Here is a 15140-nt window from a genome sequence, read left to right as displayed (position 1 = left end):
GACGGCCTCACCACTCGATGCCCCGCTGGCCCTTCTGGCCCGCGTCCATGGGGTGCTTCACCTTCGACATGTCGGTCACGAGGTCCGCGAAGTCGATCAGCTTCTCCGGCGCGTTCCGCCCGGTGATGACCACGTGCTGGGTCCCCGGCCGGTCGCGCAGCACGGCGATGACCTCGTCGGTGTCGACCCACCCCCAGTGCATGGGGTACGCGAACTCGTCGAGCACGTACAGCTTGTACGTCTCGGCCGCCAGGTCCCGCTTGACCTGCTCCCAGCCCTCGCGGGCCTTCTCCTCGTTGTCCATCTGCGCGTCGCGCTGGACCCAGGACCAGCCCTCGCCCATCTTGTGCCAGTCGACGGAGCCGCCCTCACCGCTGGCGCCCAGCACCCGCAGCGCGTTCTCCTCGCCGACCTTCCACTTCGCCGACTTGACGAACTGGAACACTCCGATCGGCCAGCCCTGGTTCCAGGCCCGCAGCGCCAGCCCGAACGCGGCGGTGGACTTGCCCTTGCCGATGCCGGTGTGCACGACGACGAGCGGCCGGTTGCGCCGCTGCCGTGTCGTCAGCCCGTCGTCCGGCACCACACTCGGCTGTCCCTGCGGCATTACGCGGCCCTCCTCGACGTCCCCTGCACATCCCTGACCAGCCCGGCGATGGAGTCCGCCCGCAACTCGTCCAGCGTCACGGCCGTACCACCCAGCTCACCCGCGAGCTGCCCGGCGAGCCCCAGCCGCACCGGCCCCGACTCGCAGTCCACCACCGCGGAGGCGACGCCCTCGGCCGCGAACAGCCGGGCCGCCCGCCCCGCCAGCGCCACCGGCTCCGGCCCGCCCGTGGCCCGCCCGTCGGTCACCACGACGACCAGCGCGCGCCGCGCCGGGTCCCGCAGCCGCTCCACGCGCAGGACCTCGTGGGCCCGCAGCAACCCGGCGGCGAGCGGCGTCCGCCCACCCGTGGGCAGCGACTCCAGCCGGGCCGCCGCCGCGTCCACCGACGACGTCGGAGGCAGCGCCACCTCCGCCGCCGACCCGCGGAACGTCACCAGCCCCACCTTGTCCCGCCGCTGGTACGCGTCCAGCAGCAGCGACAGCACGGCGCCCTTCACGGCGCTCATCCGCTGCCGCGCCGCCATCGACCCGGAGGCGTCCACCACGAACAGCACGAGGTTCCCCTCACGCCCCTCACGGGTCGCCTGCCGCAGATCGTCACGCCGGACGACGAGCCCCGGCCCGGACCGCCCGCGCGCCCGCTGGTGCGGCGCCGCGGCCTGGACCGTGGCGGCCAGGTGCAGCTTGGTCAGCGTGCCCCGCGGCCGACGCGCCCCCGTGGTGCGCCCCTGCTCGGTCCGGGCCCGTGAGCGCCGCCCGGCGGCGCCCTCACCGAGGCCCGGCACGCTCAGCACCTTCGTCCGGAAGGGTTCGGCGGCCCGGACGGCGGACTGCTCGCCCGCGCCCGCCCCGGAGGGCTGCGGCGCCCCGCCCTCCCCGGCCTCGGGCCGCGCTCCGGTGTCCCCGCCCTGCGGCCCCTCCGGGTCCGACGACGGCGGCTGCCCGCCACCACCGGGCCCGTCCGGGCCGGGATCCGGGTCCGGGTCCTCGTCCTCGGACGAGGGGCCGAACTCCTCCAGCGTCTCGTCGAGCTTGTCCTCGTCCAGGCCCGGCGCGTCGAACGGGTTGCGGCGCCGCCGGTGCGGCAGCGCGAGCAGCGCCGCCTGCCGCACGTCCTCCGCGAGCACGTCGGTCCGCCCGGCCCACGCGGCCAGCGCGGTCGCCGTCCGGGCCATCACGATGTCGGCCCGCATACCGTCGACCTCGAAGGCGGCGCAGGTCGCCGCGATCTGCCGCAGCGCCCCGTCCCCGAGCCGCACCGACGGCAGCAACTCCCGCGCGGCGACGATCCGTTGCCGTACCGCCGCCTCCTCGTCCGCCCAGCGGGCCGCGAACCCGGCCGGGTCGTCGTCGTAGGCGAGCCGCCGCCGGACGACCTCCACCCGCTGGTCGGGCTCCCGCGAGGCGGCCACCTCGACGGTCAGCCCGAACCGGTCGAGGAGCTGCGGCCGCAGCTCGCCCTCCTCAGGGTTCATGGTGCCGACGAGCAGGAAACGCGCCGCGTGCCGTACGGAGACACCTTCGCGCTCCACGTACGAGGCACCCATCGCCGCCGCGTCCAGCAGCAGGTCGACGAGGTGGTCGTGGAGGAGGTTGACCTCGTCGACGTAGAGGATCCCCCGGTGCGCGTCGGCGAGGAGGCCCGGCTCGAACGCCTTCACGCCCTCCGCGAGCGCCCGCTCGATGTCGAGGGCACCGACGAGCCGGTCTTCGGAGGCGCCGACGGGCAGCTCGACCATCCGGGAGGGGCGGCTGGTGCCCGGCCCCGGCTCGTGCGGCCCGTCCGGGCACGCCGCGTCCGGCTTGGCGGGGTCGCACGAGAAACGGCACCCGGCGACGACGTCCACCTCCGGCAGCAGCGCCGACAGCGCCCGCACGGCGGTGCTCTTCGCGGTGCCCTTCTCGCCACGCACCAGCACCCCGCCGACCGCCGGGGACACGGCGTTCAGCAGCAGCGCGAGCCGCAGGTCGTCCTGCCCGACGACGGCCGTGAACGGAAACGGAACACTCACTTGTCCTCGCCCTCCAGATCGCCTTCCAGCTCCAGGTAGGTGGCCCGCAGCCGTTCCAGCGTGTCGGCGTCCGGCTCGGCCCACAGGCCGCGGTCGGCGGCCTCCAGGAGCCGCTCGGTGATCCCGCGCAGCGCCCACGGGTTGGACTTCTTCATGAAGTCCCGGTTCTCCGCGTCGAAGACGTACTCCGCGCTGAGCTTCTCGTACATCCAGTCGTCGACGACCCCGGCCGTCGCGTCGTACCCGAAGAGGTAGTCGACGGTCGCCGCCATCTCGAAGGCGCCCTTGTAGCCGTGGCGCCGCATGGCCGCCATCCAGCGCGGGTTGACCACGCGGGCGCGGAACACCCGGTGCGTCTCCTCGCCGAGCGTGCGCGTCTTGACCTGGTCCGGTGTCGCGGAGTCGCCGACGTACGCCTCGGGGCTCGCGCCCGTCAGATGGCGCACCATGGCGACCATGCCGCCGTGGTACTGGAAGTAGTCGTCGGCGTCGACGAGGTCGTGCTCGCGGGTGTCGACGTTCTTCGCCGCCACCGCGATCCGCTTGAACGCCGTCTCCATGTCCCCGCGCGCCGCCCGCCCGTCGAGGCCGCGCCCGTACGCGTAGCCGCCCCAGACGGCGTACACCTCGGCGAGGTCGGCGTCGCTGCGCCAGTTCCGCGCGTCGATCAGCGGCAGCAGCCCGGCGCCGTACGCGCCCGGCTTGGAGCCGAACACCCGGGCCGTCGCCCGCCGCCGGTCGCCGTGCTCGGCGGTGTCCTCGTCGGCGTGCGCCTTCACGAAGTTCTGCTCGGCCGGTTCGTCCAGCTCGGCGACGGCCCGTACCGCGTCGTCGATCAACCCGACGACGTGCGGGAACGCGTCCCGGAAGAAACCGGAGATGCGCACCGTGACGTCGATGCGCGGCCGCCCCAGCTCCGCGAGCGGCACGATGTCGAACCCGGTGACGCGGCGCGACGCGTCGTCCCACACCGGCCGGCAGCCCAGCAGCGCCAGGATCTCGGCGATGTCGTCGCCCTGGGTGCGCATCGCGGACGTGCCCCACACCGTGAGCCCGACGGACTTGGGGTACTCCCCGGTGTCGGCCAGGTACCGCTGCACCAGCGAGTCGGCGAGCGACTGTCCGACCTCCCAGCTGAGCCGGGACGGGATGGCCTTGGGGTCGACGGAGTAGAAGTTGCGGCCCGTCGGCAGCACGTTGACCAGGCCGCGCGTCGGCGAACCGGACGGACCCGCCGGGACGTAACCGCCGTCGAGGGCCTTGAGGATGTGCCCGATCTCGTCGGTGGTGCGGGCGAGCCGCGGCACGACCTCCCTGCACGCGAACTCCAGCACCGCGACGGCCTCCGGCAGTTCGGTGCCGAGCACACCGCGCACGAGCGCCGGGACCACGGTGACGTCCCAGTCCCGTGCCTCCATGCCCTCGGCGACCCGCCGGCACAGCTGCTCAAGGAGGTCGACGGCGTCGGCGGCGGTACGGGCGGGGCCGTCCACCAGGTCGCTCAGCTCGACCGGCACCTTCACCGGCGCGCCCGGCTCGGCCAGCAACTCCTTCTCGACCAGGCCGAAGTGGGTCGCCAGCGCCGCCCGTAGGCCCGGCAGCGCGTTCGCCTGCCCGCCCCACACCTGCGCGGCGCGCAGCACCGCCAGCACCAGGTTGACGCGCGGCTCACCGACCGGGCCGCCGCCGAGGATGTGCAGACCGTCGCGGATCTGCACGTCCTTGATCTCACAGAGGTAGCCGTCGATGTGCATGACGAACTCGTCGAAGTCGTCGTCGCCCGGCTGCTCGTCCACATGCAGGTCGTGGTGGAGCTCGGCCGCCTTCACCAGCGTCCAGATCTGCGCCCGCACGGCCGGCGCCTTCGCCGGGTCCAGGTCGGACACCAGCGCGTACTCGTCGAGCAGCTGCTCCAGCTTCGCCAGGTCGCCGTAGGTGTCGGCGCGCGCCATCGGCGGCACGAGGTGGTCCACGACGGTGGCGTGCCCGCGCCGCTTGGCCTGGGTGCCCTCGCCGGGGTCGTTGACGATGAACGGGTAGGCGAGGGGGAGATCGCCGAGCACGGCGTCCGGGGCACAGCCCCCACTCAGCCCGAGGCCCTTCCCCGGCAGCCACTCCATCGTGCCGTGCTTGCCCATGTGCACGATCGCGTCGGCGCCGAAACTGTTCTCCAGCCACCGGTAGGCGGCCATGTAGTGGTGCGACGGCGGCATGTCCGGGTCGTGGTAGATCGCGATCGGGTTCTCCCCGAAGCCGCGCGGCGGCTGGATCATCACGACGACGTTCCCGAACTGGAGGGAGGCGAGCACGATGTCGTCCCCGTCCACGTACAGCGAGCCCGGCGGCTCGCCCCACGCCTCGAGCATGCCGTCCCGCAGCTCCGGGTCCAGCTTGTCGAACCACGCCCGGTAGTCGGCGAGCGGCACCCGCGCGGGCGCGGACGCCAGCTGCTCCTCCGTCAGCCACTCCACGTCGTGGCCGCCGGCCTCGATGAGCCGGTGGATCAGCTCGTCGCCGTTGTCGGGATACGCGGTGACCCCGTACCCGGCCGCCTTGAGGGCGTCGAGGACCCGTACCGCCGAGGCGGGCGTGTCGAGGCCCACCGCGTTGCCGACCCGCGAGTGCTTGGTCGGGTAGGCGGTGAAGACCAGCGCGAGCTTCTTCTCCGCGTTCGGCTTGTGCTTCAACGCCGCGTGCCGCACGGCGATCCCGGCGACCCGCGCGGCCCGCTCGGGGTCGGCGACGTACACCGGCACGTCGTCCGGCCCCTGCTCCTTGAACGAGAACGGCACCGTGATGAGCCGTCCGTCGAACTCGGGGATCGCGACCTGCATCGCCGCGTCCATGGGGGAGAGGGCGGCGTCCGACTCGTCCCACGCGGCGTGCGACGAGGTCAGGCACAGGCCCTGGAGGACGGGGATGTTCAGCTCGGCGAGCGCGCCGATGTCCCATGCCTCCTCGTCGCCGCCGGCCGACGCCTCGGAGGCGTGCGTACCGCCGGCGGCGAGGACGGTGGCGACCAGCGCGTCCGCCCTCGCGAGCAGCTCGTACAGCCCGGCGTCGGCGCCGCGCAGGGAACCGCAGTACACGGGAAGGGCGTTGGCGCCCTTCGCCACGATCGCGTCGCACAGCGTGTCCACGAACGCGGTGTTGCCGCTCAGCTCGTGCGCCCGGTAGAAGAGCACCCCGACCGTGGGGCGCCCCTCGACGAAGGGCCGCTCCCCGTGCGGTCCGTACTCGGGCATCTTCCGCGGTTCGACGAACCCCTCGCCGGTCAGCAGCACGGTGTCGGACAGGAACCGGGCCAGCTCGGTGAGGTTGTCGGGCCCGCCCTCGACGAGGTACTTGAGCGCCTCCGCGACCACACCGGCCGGCACTGACGACTCGGCCATCAGCTCGGCGTCCGGCACGGCCTCACCGCCGAGCAGCACGGTCGGGATCCCGGCGGCCTTCAGCGCGGCGAGCCCGTCCTCCCAGGCCCGCTTGCCGCCCAGCAGCCGTACGACGGCGATGTCCGCGCCGTCGAGCAGAGCGGGCAGTTCCTCTCTCACGTCGACGCGGGTCGGGTTGCCGATCCGGTACGAGGCGCCGGAGGCGGCCCGGGCCGCCAGCAGATCCGTGTCGGCGGTCGACAACAACAACACAGTGCCAGTGCTCATGCGGGCGCTCCCGGTGGAATGAAAGGCAGTCCTTGCGGCGCGCCCGACTCGATGAGCCGCCACAGCGCGTCCGTGTCCGCGTGTTCCTCGATCAGATCGCCGAGCCGGTCCAGCTGCTCCTCGCGCAGCGCCGCGAACGACGTGTCGGCGGCCGGCACGAAACGACGGCCCGCGGCGGCCGCCACCTCGCGCAGGAAGGCCCGCCGGAACCCGTCCGACTCCAGCGACCCGTGCCAGTGCGTGCCCCAGGTCTGGCCGACCCGGCACCCGTCCAGGAAGGGCTCACCGCCGTCGACCTCGGCGACCCCGTGGTGGATCTCGTACCCCGTGACGTGCTCCCCGAGGGCCTCGCCCTCCGGCCGGGTGAGGGTCTTCTCCCGCGCGAACCGCACCCGTACGGGCAGGATGCCGAGCCCGTCCACCTGTCCCCGGCGGCTCTCGACGTCGTCCTCGATGTGCTCGCCGAGGACCTGGAAGCCGCCGCAGACGCCGAGCACGGGCCGGTGCTCGGCGGCCCTGCTCCGCAGCGCGTCGGCGAGACCCCGCTCGCGCAGCCAGTCCAGCGCCCGTACGGTGCCCCGGGTGCCCGGCACGACGACCAGGTCCGCGTCGGCCAGTTCCTCGGGCCGGTCCACGAACCGCACCACGACACCGGGTTCGGCGGCGAGCGCGTCCACGTCGGTGAAGTTCGACATGAGGGGGATCGCGCAGACGGCGACCCGCAGCACGTCCTCGCCGACGGGCGGCGACACGTTCGACTCGCGGACCGTTCCGCGCAGGGACACCCGCAGGCCGTCCTCCTCGTCGATGCCGAGACCGTGCCGGAACGGCAGCACCCCGTACGTCCGACGCCCCGTCAGCCCGTGCAGCATGTCGAGCCCCGGCTCCAGCAGGGAGACGTCCCCGCGGAACTTGTTGACGAGGAACCCGGCGATGTGCGCCTGGTCCTCGGGCGACAGCAGCGCCACCGTCCCGAAGAACGAGGCGAACACACCACCGCGGTCGATGTCGCCGACGACGACCACGGGGAGCCCGGCGTTGCGGGCGATCCCCATGTTGACGATGTCGGTCCGCCGGAGATTGATCTCGGCGGGACTCCCGGCCCCTTCACAGATCACCGCGTCATACGTGCCCCGCAACTCGGCAAGACAGTCGAGCACGGTGCCCAGCAGCCGCTGCTGCCGTCCCCCGTGGTAGCCCCGTGCGCTCAGCTCCCCGACCGGCTTGCCGAGCAGCACGACCTGACTGCTCTGCTCCCCGCCGGGCTTGAGCAGCACCGGGTTCATCAGCGCCGTCGGCTCCACCCGGCAGGCCTGCGCCTGCATGGCCTGGGCGCGCCCGATCTCGGCGCCCTCCCTCGTCACGAACGAGTTGAGGGACATGTTCTGCGCCTTGAACGGCGCGACCTTGACGCCCTGTCGGACCAGCCACCGGCAGATCCCGGCGGTGACGACGCTCTTGCCGGCGTCGGAGGTGGTGCCGGCGACCAGCAGTCCGCCGCCCGTCATGACGCCCCCTTCGACCGCCGGGAGCGGCCCGTGGTCGACTTCCGTGCCGGGCCCCGCCCGACGCGGTCCCGCAGCAGTGACGCGCCCGCGCTGACGCCGAGCGCAAGCCAGTTCACGCGCCGCGACAGCCGCACGGCCCGCTCGATGTCCCCCACGGCGACGGCCCGCCCTTCCGTGTTCAGCACGGGCCGGTGCTCGACCCGCCCCCCGTACGACAACGTGCCTCCCAGTCGGACGCCGAGCGCCCCGGCGAACGACGCCTCCACGGGCCCCGCGTTGGGGCTCGGATGCTTCCGCGCGTCCGCCCGCCAGGCCCGTACGGCCCCCCGGGCGTCCCCGCCGGCCGCGGCGGCCAGCAGGGCGGTGAGCCGGGCCCCCGGCCAGCCAGCCACGTCGTCGAGGCGGGCGGACGCCCACCCGAACCGCCGGTGACGCGCCGACTTGTGCCCCACCATGGCGTCCAGCGTGTTGACGGCGCGGAACCCGAGCAGGCCGGGCACACCGCCCAACGCCCCCCACACCAGCGCCCCGACCACGGCGTCCGAGGTGTTCTCGGCGACGGACTCGACCACGGCCCGGGCGATCCCGTCCGCGTCCAGCGCCTGCGGGTCCCGTCCGCACAGATGCGGCAGCCGCGCCCGCGCGGCCTCGACGTCGCCGGCCTCCAACGCCCGCCCGACGGTGCGGGCCTCCCGCGCGAGGGAGGTGCCCCCGACGACGGCCCAGGTGGCCGCGCCGGTCAGCGCGACGGACGCCGCACGGGACGGCCGTGCCGCAGCGGCGGCCACCGCCCCCAGCGCCACGGCGCCTCCGGCGCACACCACGGTGTGCAGCGCGCCCCACCCTCGGTGGTCCCGCCACAACACCCGCTCCACGGCGCCCGCGGCCCGTCCGAACACGGCGACGGGATGCCCTCGGCGGGGATCGCCGAGCAACAGGTCACCGAGGAGTCCGGCGGTGGCGCCGTACGCGAAGACGCGATCGGCACGCACGCGTTCAGCCGATCGCGGGGTCGGGCAAGGACCGGATGCTGAGTCTCACATGGCAGCCGCGCATGGCGATATGTCCTCACTCAGGGTGTCCACGCCCTGGTTCGACGAGACCGACGACGAGAGTTCCTGGCTCCCGGGGAAGGGTCTTCCCCGGTGACAGTGGCGGGACCGCGCCGGACTCGCACCGGCTTCCTCTCCTGCCGTCGTGGATGGCCCCGGCAGTCCACCACGGCCCCGGAAGACCCGTCAACTTGCTGTTGACCTGCGGCGCAGCGGTGTGCTGAGCCCCACATCGCTGAAACGGCGTCAGTCGCCCGAATCGGCGCTTTCCGTGCTCATTCCCGGCCCCCCGGCCCTGTGTGTGCTCGAACAGGTATCAGAACGCTCTGCGCTTCTTCCGTCACACGGCGTGCTGTGGTTTTCTGGCGGAGCTCGGGGACCCGGGAGCGGACGGCTCGTGAAGGCCCGTCCGGGGGACGGGAGGTGCACGCGATGGAAGACCGGACCGAGACGGCCGCGCAGGCGCGCGCGGGGGCCTGGTGGGACCGGCGGACGCTGGTGGCGGCCGCCGCCCCGCTGGTGCTGTTCAGCACCGTGGCGGGGGTGCTCGCCGTCGGCGTCGGCGCCCTCGCCGCGCTGTGGGTGCCGGGGGCGGAGGCGCGGGCCGTCGTCTGGATGGCGGTGACGACCCTCGTCGCCACGGGAGCGGGCCTCTGGTGGGGCCTGAACCCCGGTCACCGGACGCCGTGAACGAGGACGACGAACCCCCTGCGCCGAGGTGACCGGCACAGGGGGTCGTCGTGGTGTCCTGCGGGAGGTGGGGGCCCGTGAACTCAGGCCATGATCAGGTAGATCCCGTAGCCCACCGCCGCCGCGCACGCCGCGAAGCAGGCGTACGCCGTTGTCGTGGCGAGGGCGGCCGAGCCGCCGGAGGCGGTCGCCGTCTCCCGCTTGGAGAGGCCGACGATCCCCAGGGTGAACAGGCCGACGAGGGCCACGGTGACCACGAGGCTGACTCCGAAGACGGAGCCGAGTGCTGCCCAGTCGATGTGCATGGTGGTGTCTTCCTAGGGGCGCCGGCTCAGACGGCCGGTGTGGGGGCGGAGGGGCCGGTCGGGGTCTCGGCGCCGGCCGTCACGGCCGCGGGGGCCGGGATCGTCGCCGCGAGTTCCTCGGCCACGGCGACGGTCGGCGGCGGGGTCACCGCGGCGATGGCCGTGGTCACCACGCCGGGGGGCTCCTCGGCGTCGTTCACGTTGGTGTGGTCGACCACCTCGCGGCGCGAGATCACCCAGATCGCGGCGCTGGAGGCGATGAGGAAGACCGCGACGACGGCCGTGCCCCACGTGCCGTGGGACGTCACCCACTCGGCGAGCGCGGCGACGAGCGCCGCGGCCGGCAGGGTCAGGCCCCACGCCACGAACATCCGGGTGGCGGTGGACCAGCGCACCACGCCGCCCTTGCGGCCCAGGCCCGCGCCCATGACCGCACCGGAGACCGAGTGCGTGGTGGAGAGGGAGAAGCCCAGGTGCGAGGAGGCCAGGATGACCGTGGCCGCGCTGGTCTGGGCGGCGAAGCCCTGCTGCGGCTGGAGGTCGGTCAGGCCCTTGCCCATGGTGCGGATGATGCGCCAGCCGCCCAGGTAGGTGCCGAGGGCGATGGCCAGACCGGCGGAGACGATGACCCAGACCGGCGGGTCGGAGTCCGGCGCGAGAGCGCCGCCGGCGACCAGGGCCAGGGTGATGATGCCCATCGTCTTCTGGGCGTCGTTCGTGCCGTGGGCCAGCGAGACCAGACCGGCGGAGGCGATCTGACCGGCGCGGTAGCCCTTGCCGGCGGCCTTCTCGCTCGTGTGCTTCCCGAGCTTGTACGTCAGCCGCGTGGCGAACATCGCCGCGATGCCGGCGACCAGGGGGGCCGCGACGGCGGGGATCAGCACCTTGGTGACGAGCACGTCCCCGTGCACGGCGCCCGTGCCGACCGAGGCGATCGTGGCGCCGATCAGGCCGCCCATCAGGGCGTGCGAGGAGCTGGAGGGGAGCCCCACCAGCCAGGTCAGCAGGTTCCAGAGGATGGCGCCCACGAGCGCCGCGAAGATGACCTCTGGCTGGATCCCGGACTCGTCGACGAGCCCCTTGGAAATGGTGTTGGCGACCTCGATGGAAAGGAACGCGCCGACAAGGTTGAGCACGGCGGACATGGCCACCGCGACCTTGGGCTTCATGGCGCCGGTCGAGATGGTGGTGGCCATCGCGTTGGCGGTGTCGTGGAAACCGTTCGTAAAATCGAACGCGAGCGCGGTGATGACCACGATCGCGAGGATCAGCGAGAAGTTTTCCATTTACCCGAGCTTCTTTTGGATGTCAGTGGCACATGGACCGTAGGCAACCTGGGTGAACGGAAGATGAACTCGGGAGTACCGATGGGTGTAGCGATCGGGTTGTCGAGGTTCCGCTTGTGTCGACGGAGGCGTCCTCGGGCGGGCCGAGGGCGCGCCTTCCCCGATCCCCTCGAACTGAAACGGAGCCCTGGCCTCCGAGCGTGATCCGCGCCGGCGCCGGGTGAACGCCCGCCCGCCGGCCCCGCGGAGCCGGTGAACGGATTCCGGTCACGCGGCGGGACCGGTCTCCCTCCACTTGCCGTACGGGTTGTATGCGAAGCCGAGCCGGGCGGGCCTCCTGGCAGGATCGCGGCATGGCTGAGCAGAGGTGGAGCGCGCGGGATCCGCGGGACGCGGGTGGGCAATCACGGCACAGGGAGGGCGGGCCGCCCGAGGCGGCTGCCGGCGACGCGGTCGCCGACGACATCGCGCGGGCCTGGGACGAACTGGTCGCCACGGCCCGCCGGACGGTGGCCGACGGTCTGGTCGTCGGCACGTCCGGCAATGTCTCCGTACGCGTCGGCGACACCGTCCTGGTCACCCCGACGGGCGTCCCCTACGACCGCCTCACCCCCGACGACGTGACCGGCGTCGACCTCGCGGGCCGCCAGAGCCTGGGCACCCTCCGGCCGACGAGCGAACTGCCCATGCACCTGGCGATCCACACCACGACCGACGCCCGTGCCGTGGTCCACACCCACGCCGTCCACGCGACCGCCGTCTCGACCCTCGTCGAGGAGCTGCCCCTGATCCACTACATGTCCGGCGCCCTCGGCGGACAGGTCCGCGTCGCCCCCTACGCGACCTACGGCACCCGTGAGCTGGCCGACAACATGCTCCGCGCCCTGACGGGACGCACGGCCTGTCTGCTCCAGAACCACGGCACGATCGCCTACGGACGGAGTCTCTCCGAGGCCTTCGACCGCACCGCCCAGCTCGAATGGATGTGCAGGGTCTGGCTGACGGCCTCCACGGTGCCCGGCCTGAGCCCGCACCTGCTCACCCCGGACCAGCTGGCGGAGGCGGGGGAGCGGCTGCGGGGATACGGCCAGCCGACGTAGCGGCGGGCCTCCGGAGCATCCGGTCGGCCACCACCCGGCCGGTGGCTCCGGGGTCACGCCCACTGGCCGCGGACGGGGTCGGCCAGGACACTGGATGCGTGCGTGCAGTGAGAGCAGCAGCCGCGGCCGTCGGGGTCGCGTTCGCGGCCGGGGCGGCCAGTGTCGCCGCCGGCCGACTGGCCAGCGATGCCGCGCTGAGGACCACGTCGGGCAGACCACTGCCCACGGAGCCCCGACTGACCGTGCACTCCACCGCGGCCGGCCGGATCACCCTGACCAGGGCCTTCGCCTCCCAGCGCCCCGGTACCTACGGCCTCACCGGCGCCGGCGCCCACGCGGTCGTCGGCGCCGTCGTGAACGGCGTGCCGCACGCCCCCGACACGGTCGTGCGCCGCCTGGAACGCGTCAGCGACGGCACCCTGGAGCCGGGCGACAAGGTGTGGCTCACCCCCAACACCCACATCGGCGACCCGCGCACCGCCCTCGGCCTCGACCACACCGATGTCGAGGTGCCCGGCGAGCTGGGCACCCTGCCCGCCTGGTTCGTGCCCGGGGCCCGGAGCATCTGGGTGATCGCCGTGCACGGCCTGGGCGCCACCCGCGAACAGCCCATGAACGTCATGGGCTTCCTGCACCGCCACGGCTTCCCGGTGCTCGACCTCGCCTACCGCGGCGACGTCGGCGCACCCCGCCCCCCGGACGGTCTGAGCCACCTCGGGGAGACCGAGTGGCGCGACGTCGACGCGGCCATCCACCACGCCGTTCGGTTCGGCGCGGAGAAAGTCGTCCTGTACGGCTGGTCCACCGGCGCCACCATGGTGCTGCGCGCCGCCGTCCGCTCCGGGCTGCGCGACCGCGTCGCCGGGCTCGTCCTGGACTCGCCGGTCCTGGACTGGACGGCCACCCTGCGCGCCCTCGCCGCCGCCCGCCGCACCCCGGGCGCCCTGCTGCCCCTCGCCGTCCGCGCCGCCCAAGGTCGCACGGGACTGGGTGCCGCTGCGGCGGTCGAACCGGCGCGCTTCCCGGTACCGGCACTGATCTTCCACGGCCCGGACGACGTCGTCGCCCCCTGGGACGCCTCCCGCCGACTCGCCGCCCGCCACCCCGGCCGGGTCACCCTGAGCGCCGTACGCCAGGCCCCCCACGCCGCCATGTGGAACGCCGACCCGGCCCACTACGAGGAGACCCTGCGCCGCTTCCTGACACCGCTGATGTAGGCGGGAGGGGTCCCGCCTCGCCCCCTCCCGGTGCCCCGTCCCGACGCCCCGCCGAGGGGCCCCTCGCAGACAGGTACGCCACATTCCGCTTAGCGTCCGACCCTGGCGCTCCCCACCGGCGTCACGCCCCTGCGGAGCCCGTGCGTTGGCCACCCCTGTCGCCCGCTGTGACATTCCGTTTGGGTTTTCGGACCGTCAACCGGAAGACTGCCCCCCGTGACGTCCCGTAATCCGCGCGACTCCAGGCTCCGACTCGTCAGCCCGCGAACCCTGGCCGCCGCTCCCCGAGCAGCAGTGACCCAGCGCCGCCGACCGGCCCCCCGGCCCCCGGAGGGCACCCCGCCGCCCGCGGAACTGGCCCGGATGGCCCGCACCGTCCTGGCGGACGCGGCCCGTGTCGCCCGCTGGGCCGACGCCGCCCTGCGGCCCGGCCGCGAGGGCGCCGGCTCCGACGGCAAGGGCACCCTCTCCGACGCGACCGCCGAACGGGCCGCCGCCGACCTCGGGCTGACCCCGGATCAGGTCCGCCACGACTGGGACACGGCACGCCTGGCAGGGCTCGTCGAGGTACACGGCGACAGCGCGCGCCCCGGCTGGCGGCTGCGCGCCTGGCACCGCGACGACAGTGCCGTACTGCGCGGTTGGGTGGCCCTCTTCGACGCCTGGTCCCTCGCCCATCCCGAGCCCGGGGTCCGTGAGCCCGCCGCCGTCGCCGAGGTCGTCTCGGCGATGCCGCAGGTGCTGTCGTTCCTCCAGCTCTCCGCCGGGCCGGTTCCCGTGGAGCAGCTCCTCGACCTCCTGGAGCAGAGAGTCACGGAACTGCGCACCGAGCGCTGCGAGATCCCCTACGGCCCGCAGCCCGAGCCGGGTGCCGAGCCCGCCGCGGAGGCCGGTGCGGAGGACACCCCGCTCGGCCCGCTCCTCGACTGGGCCCTGCGGGCCATCGCCTCCGTCGGCGCCCTCACCTACGGCGACGGCCAGGCCACGCTCACCCCGCTCGGCAGCTGGGCGGTGTGGGTGAAGCTGGAGCAGATCTGCGTCGCCGCGCAGAGCCCCGCCGGCAACATCGAGGTCTCCGCCGAGGACATGCTCCGCGGCTGCGCCCAGCTCCGCCCGAACGCGGCCCGCGCCGAGTACCGGGCCTGGCTCGCCGCGCGCACGGTCGGCGCCGCCGTCACCGAACTCATCGACGCCGCCCGCGGCGAGGACGCCCTCATCCGGGGCCTCGCCTTCGAGGCGCTGCGCGTCGTCGGCGCCCCCGCCGAGCCCGATGTGCGTACCGTCGCCGACGAGACACCGCTGCGGCCCTACGCCCTGCTCTGGCTCGCCGAGCACGACGGCGCCGACCCCGAGGACGCCCACGAGGTGCTCACCCGTGAGGAGGCGACCTGGCTCTGGGTGGACACCGCGGCCGCCGTCGCCGACCACGGCGAGGCCCCGCTGCTCGTCCGGCACCTGGAGTCCGCCGTGCAGGCCACCGTCCCCGCGCTGCTCGACGAGGTGCGCGCGGTCGGCCACCCCCGCACCGTCCAGGTGCTGGTCGCGCTCGCCGCCGCCCACCCCGACCCGGCCCTCGCCAAGGCCGTCCGCCGCGCCGCCTTCCAGGTACACACCGGAGGCAGCTGAACCTAGGCCGGGCCCGAAGTCCGGCGGCGCCGGTGGCGAGGCCGAAGTCGCCGAGCGGAGAACGGGGCGGAGGTC

11 protein-coding genes and 1 riboswitch are annotated in these 15140 nt (G+C 73.9%); of the genes, 4 read left to right on the top strand and 7 right to left on the bottom strand.

Translation table 11 applies throughout. The features are described 5' to 3' along the window. Positions 1-7: 7 nt before the first annotated feature. The 5 genes from cobO to ACZ4Z3_RS04265 are packed head-to-tail and all read right to left on the bottom strand — an operon-like array spanning position 8 to position 8781. Entirely contained in the window at positions 8-607 is a 600-nt protein-coding gene (gene cobO / locus ACZ4Z3_RS04285; protein WP_099968692.1) for a cob(I)yrinic acid a,c-diamide adenosyltransferase, read from the bottom strand. Beyond that, the gene (locus ACZ4Z3_RS04280; protein ID WP_468499601.1) at positions 607-2622 is read right to left on the bottom strand and encodes a putative cobaltochelatase; all 2016 of its coding nucleotides are present in this window, start codon (positions 2620-2622) and stop codon (positions 607-609) included. Before ACZ4Z3_RS04280 ends, cobO begins: the two co-directional genes overlap by 1 nt. Further along, complete coding sequence (cobN, locus tag ACZ4Z3_RS04275) at positions 2619-6281, bottom strand: cobaltochelatase subunit CobN (protein ID WP_468499600.1); 3663 nt, start codon at positions 6279-6281, stop codon at positions 2619-2621. The genes ACZ4Z3_RS04280 and cobN overlap by 4 nt, the downstream gene beginning before the upstream one ends. After that, positions 6278-7789: a cobyric acid synthase gene (locus ACZ4Z3_RS04270; protein ID WP_468499599.1), complete on the bottom strand. Its 1512-nt coding sequence runs from the start codon at positions 7787-7789 to the stop codon at positions 6278-6280. Before ACZ4Z3_RS04270 ends, cobN begins: the two co-directional genes overlap by 4 nt. After that, positions 7786-8781, bottom strand: coding sequence for a cobalamin biosynthesis protein (locus ACZ4Z3_RS04265; protein WP_468499598.1), 996 nt, complete (start codon positions 8779-8781; stop codon positions 7786-7788). Before ACZ4Z3_RS04265 ends, ACZ4Z3_RS04270 begins: the two co-directional genes overlap by 4 nt. A 100-nt stretch (positions 8782-8881) precedes the next feature. Continuing rightward, positions 8882-9024, bottom strand: a riboswitch (cobalamin riboswitch). A 249-nt stretch (positions 9025-9273) separates the two neighbouring features. On the opposite strand from ACZ4Z3_RS04265, the gene ACZ4Z3_RS04260 reads away from it, so the two are divergent. Next, positions 9274-9531, top strand: a complete 258-nt coding sequence (locus ACZ4Z3_RS04260) for a hypothetical protein (protein WP_468499597.1) — start codon at positions 9274-9276, stop codon at positions 9529-9531. A gap of 83 nt (positions 9532-9614) precedes the next feature. On the opposite strand, the gene ACZ4Z3_RS04255 is transcribed toward ACZ4Z3_RS04260, so the two are convergent. Both ACZ4Z3_RS04255 and ACZ4Z3_RS04250 read right to left on the bottom strand, forming a co-directional pair. Then, entirely contained in the window at positions 9615-9836 is a 222-nt protein-coding gene (locus ACZ4Z3_RS04255; protein WP_468499596.1) for a hypothetical protein, read from the bottom strand. A gap of 26 nt (positions 9837-9862) precedes the next feature. Beyond that, positions 9863-11122 (bottom strand): inorganic phosphate transporter, encoded by a 1260-nt coding sequence (locus ACZ4Z3_RS04250; RefSeq protein ID WP_468499595.1) that lies wholly within the window; start codon positions 11120-11122, stop codon positions 9863-9865. 353 nt (positions 11123-11475) lie between these two features. Between ACZ4Z3_RS04250 and ACZ4Z3_RS04245 the strand changes: the two genes are divergently transcribed. The 3 genes from ACZ4Z3_RS04245 (at position 11476) to ACZ4Z3_RS04235 (ending at position 15065) form a co-directional block, all read left to right on the top strand. Further along, entirely contained in the window at positions 11476-12222 is a 747-nt protein-coding gene (locus tag ACZ4Z3_RS04245; protein ID WP_468499594.1) for a class II aldolase/adducin family protein, read from the top strand. A gap of 98 nt (positions 12223-12320) precedes the next feature. Next, entirely contained in the window at positions 12321-13439 is a 1119-nt protein-coding gene (locus tag ACZ4Z3_RS04240; protein WP_468499593.1) for an alpha/beta hydrolase family protein, read from the top strand. A gap of 216 nt (positions 13440-13655) precedes the next feature. Then, positions 13656-15065 (top strand): hypothetical protein, encoded by a 1410-nt coding sequence (locus ACZ4Z3_RS04235; RefSeq protein ID WP_468499592.1) that lies wholly within the window; start codon positions 13656-13658, stop codon positions 15063-15065. Positions 15066-15140 lie beyond the last annotated feature (75 nt).

The organism is Streptomyces sp. NPDC030296 (assembly GCF_055572815.1).
Note: the sequence above shows the minus strand (reverse complement) of the source record. Positions and strands in the feature narration are given on the sequence as shown.

What these genes read in the sequence shown, in the direction of transcription:
- cobO (WP_099968692.1), bottom strand. Translation starts at nt 607, where the DNA reads ATGCCGCAGGGACAGCCGAGTGTGGTGCCGGACGACGGGCTGACGACA.
- cobN (WP_468499600.1), bottom strand. Translation starts at nt 6,281, where the DNA reads ATGAGCACTGGCACTGTGTTGTTGTTGTCGACCGCCGACACGGATCTG.
- ACZ4Z3_RS04270 (WP_468499599.1), bottom strand. Translation starts at nt 7,789, where the DNA reads ATGACGGGCGGCGGACTGCTGGTCGCCGGCACCACCTCCGACGCCGGC.
- ACZ4Z3_RS04260 (WP_468499597.1), top strand. Translation starts at nt 9,274, where the DNA reads ATGGAAGACCGGACCGAGACGGCCGCGCAGGCGCGCGCGGGGGCCTGG.
- ACZ4Z3_RS04255 (WP_468499596.1), bottom strand. Translation starts at nt 9,836, where the DNA reads ATGCACATCGACTGGGCAGCACTCGGCTCCGTCTTCGGAGTCAGCCTC.
- ACZ4Z3_RS04250 (WP_468499595.1), bottom strand. Translation starts at nt 11,122, where the DNA reads ATGGAAAACTTCTCGCTGATCCTCGCGATCGTGGTCATCACCGCGCTC.
- ACZ4Z3_RS04245 (WP_468499594.1), top strand. Translation starts at nt 11,476, where the DNA reads ATGGCTGAGCAGAGGTGGAGCGCGCGGGATCCGCGGGACGCGGGTGGG.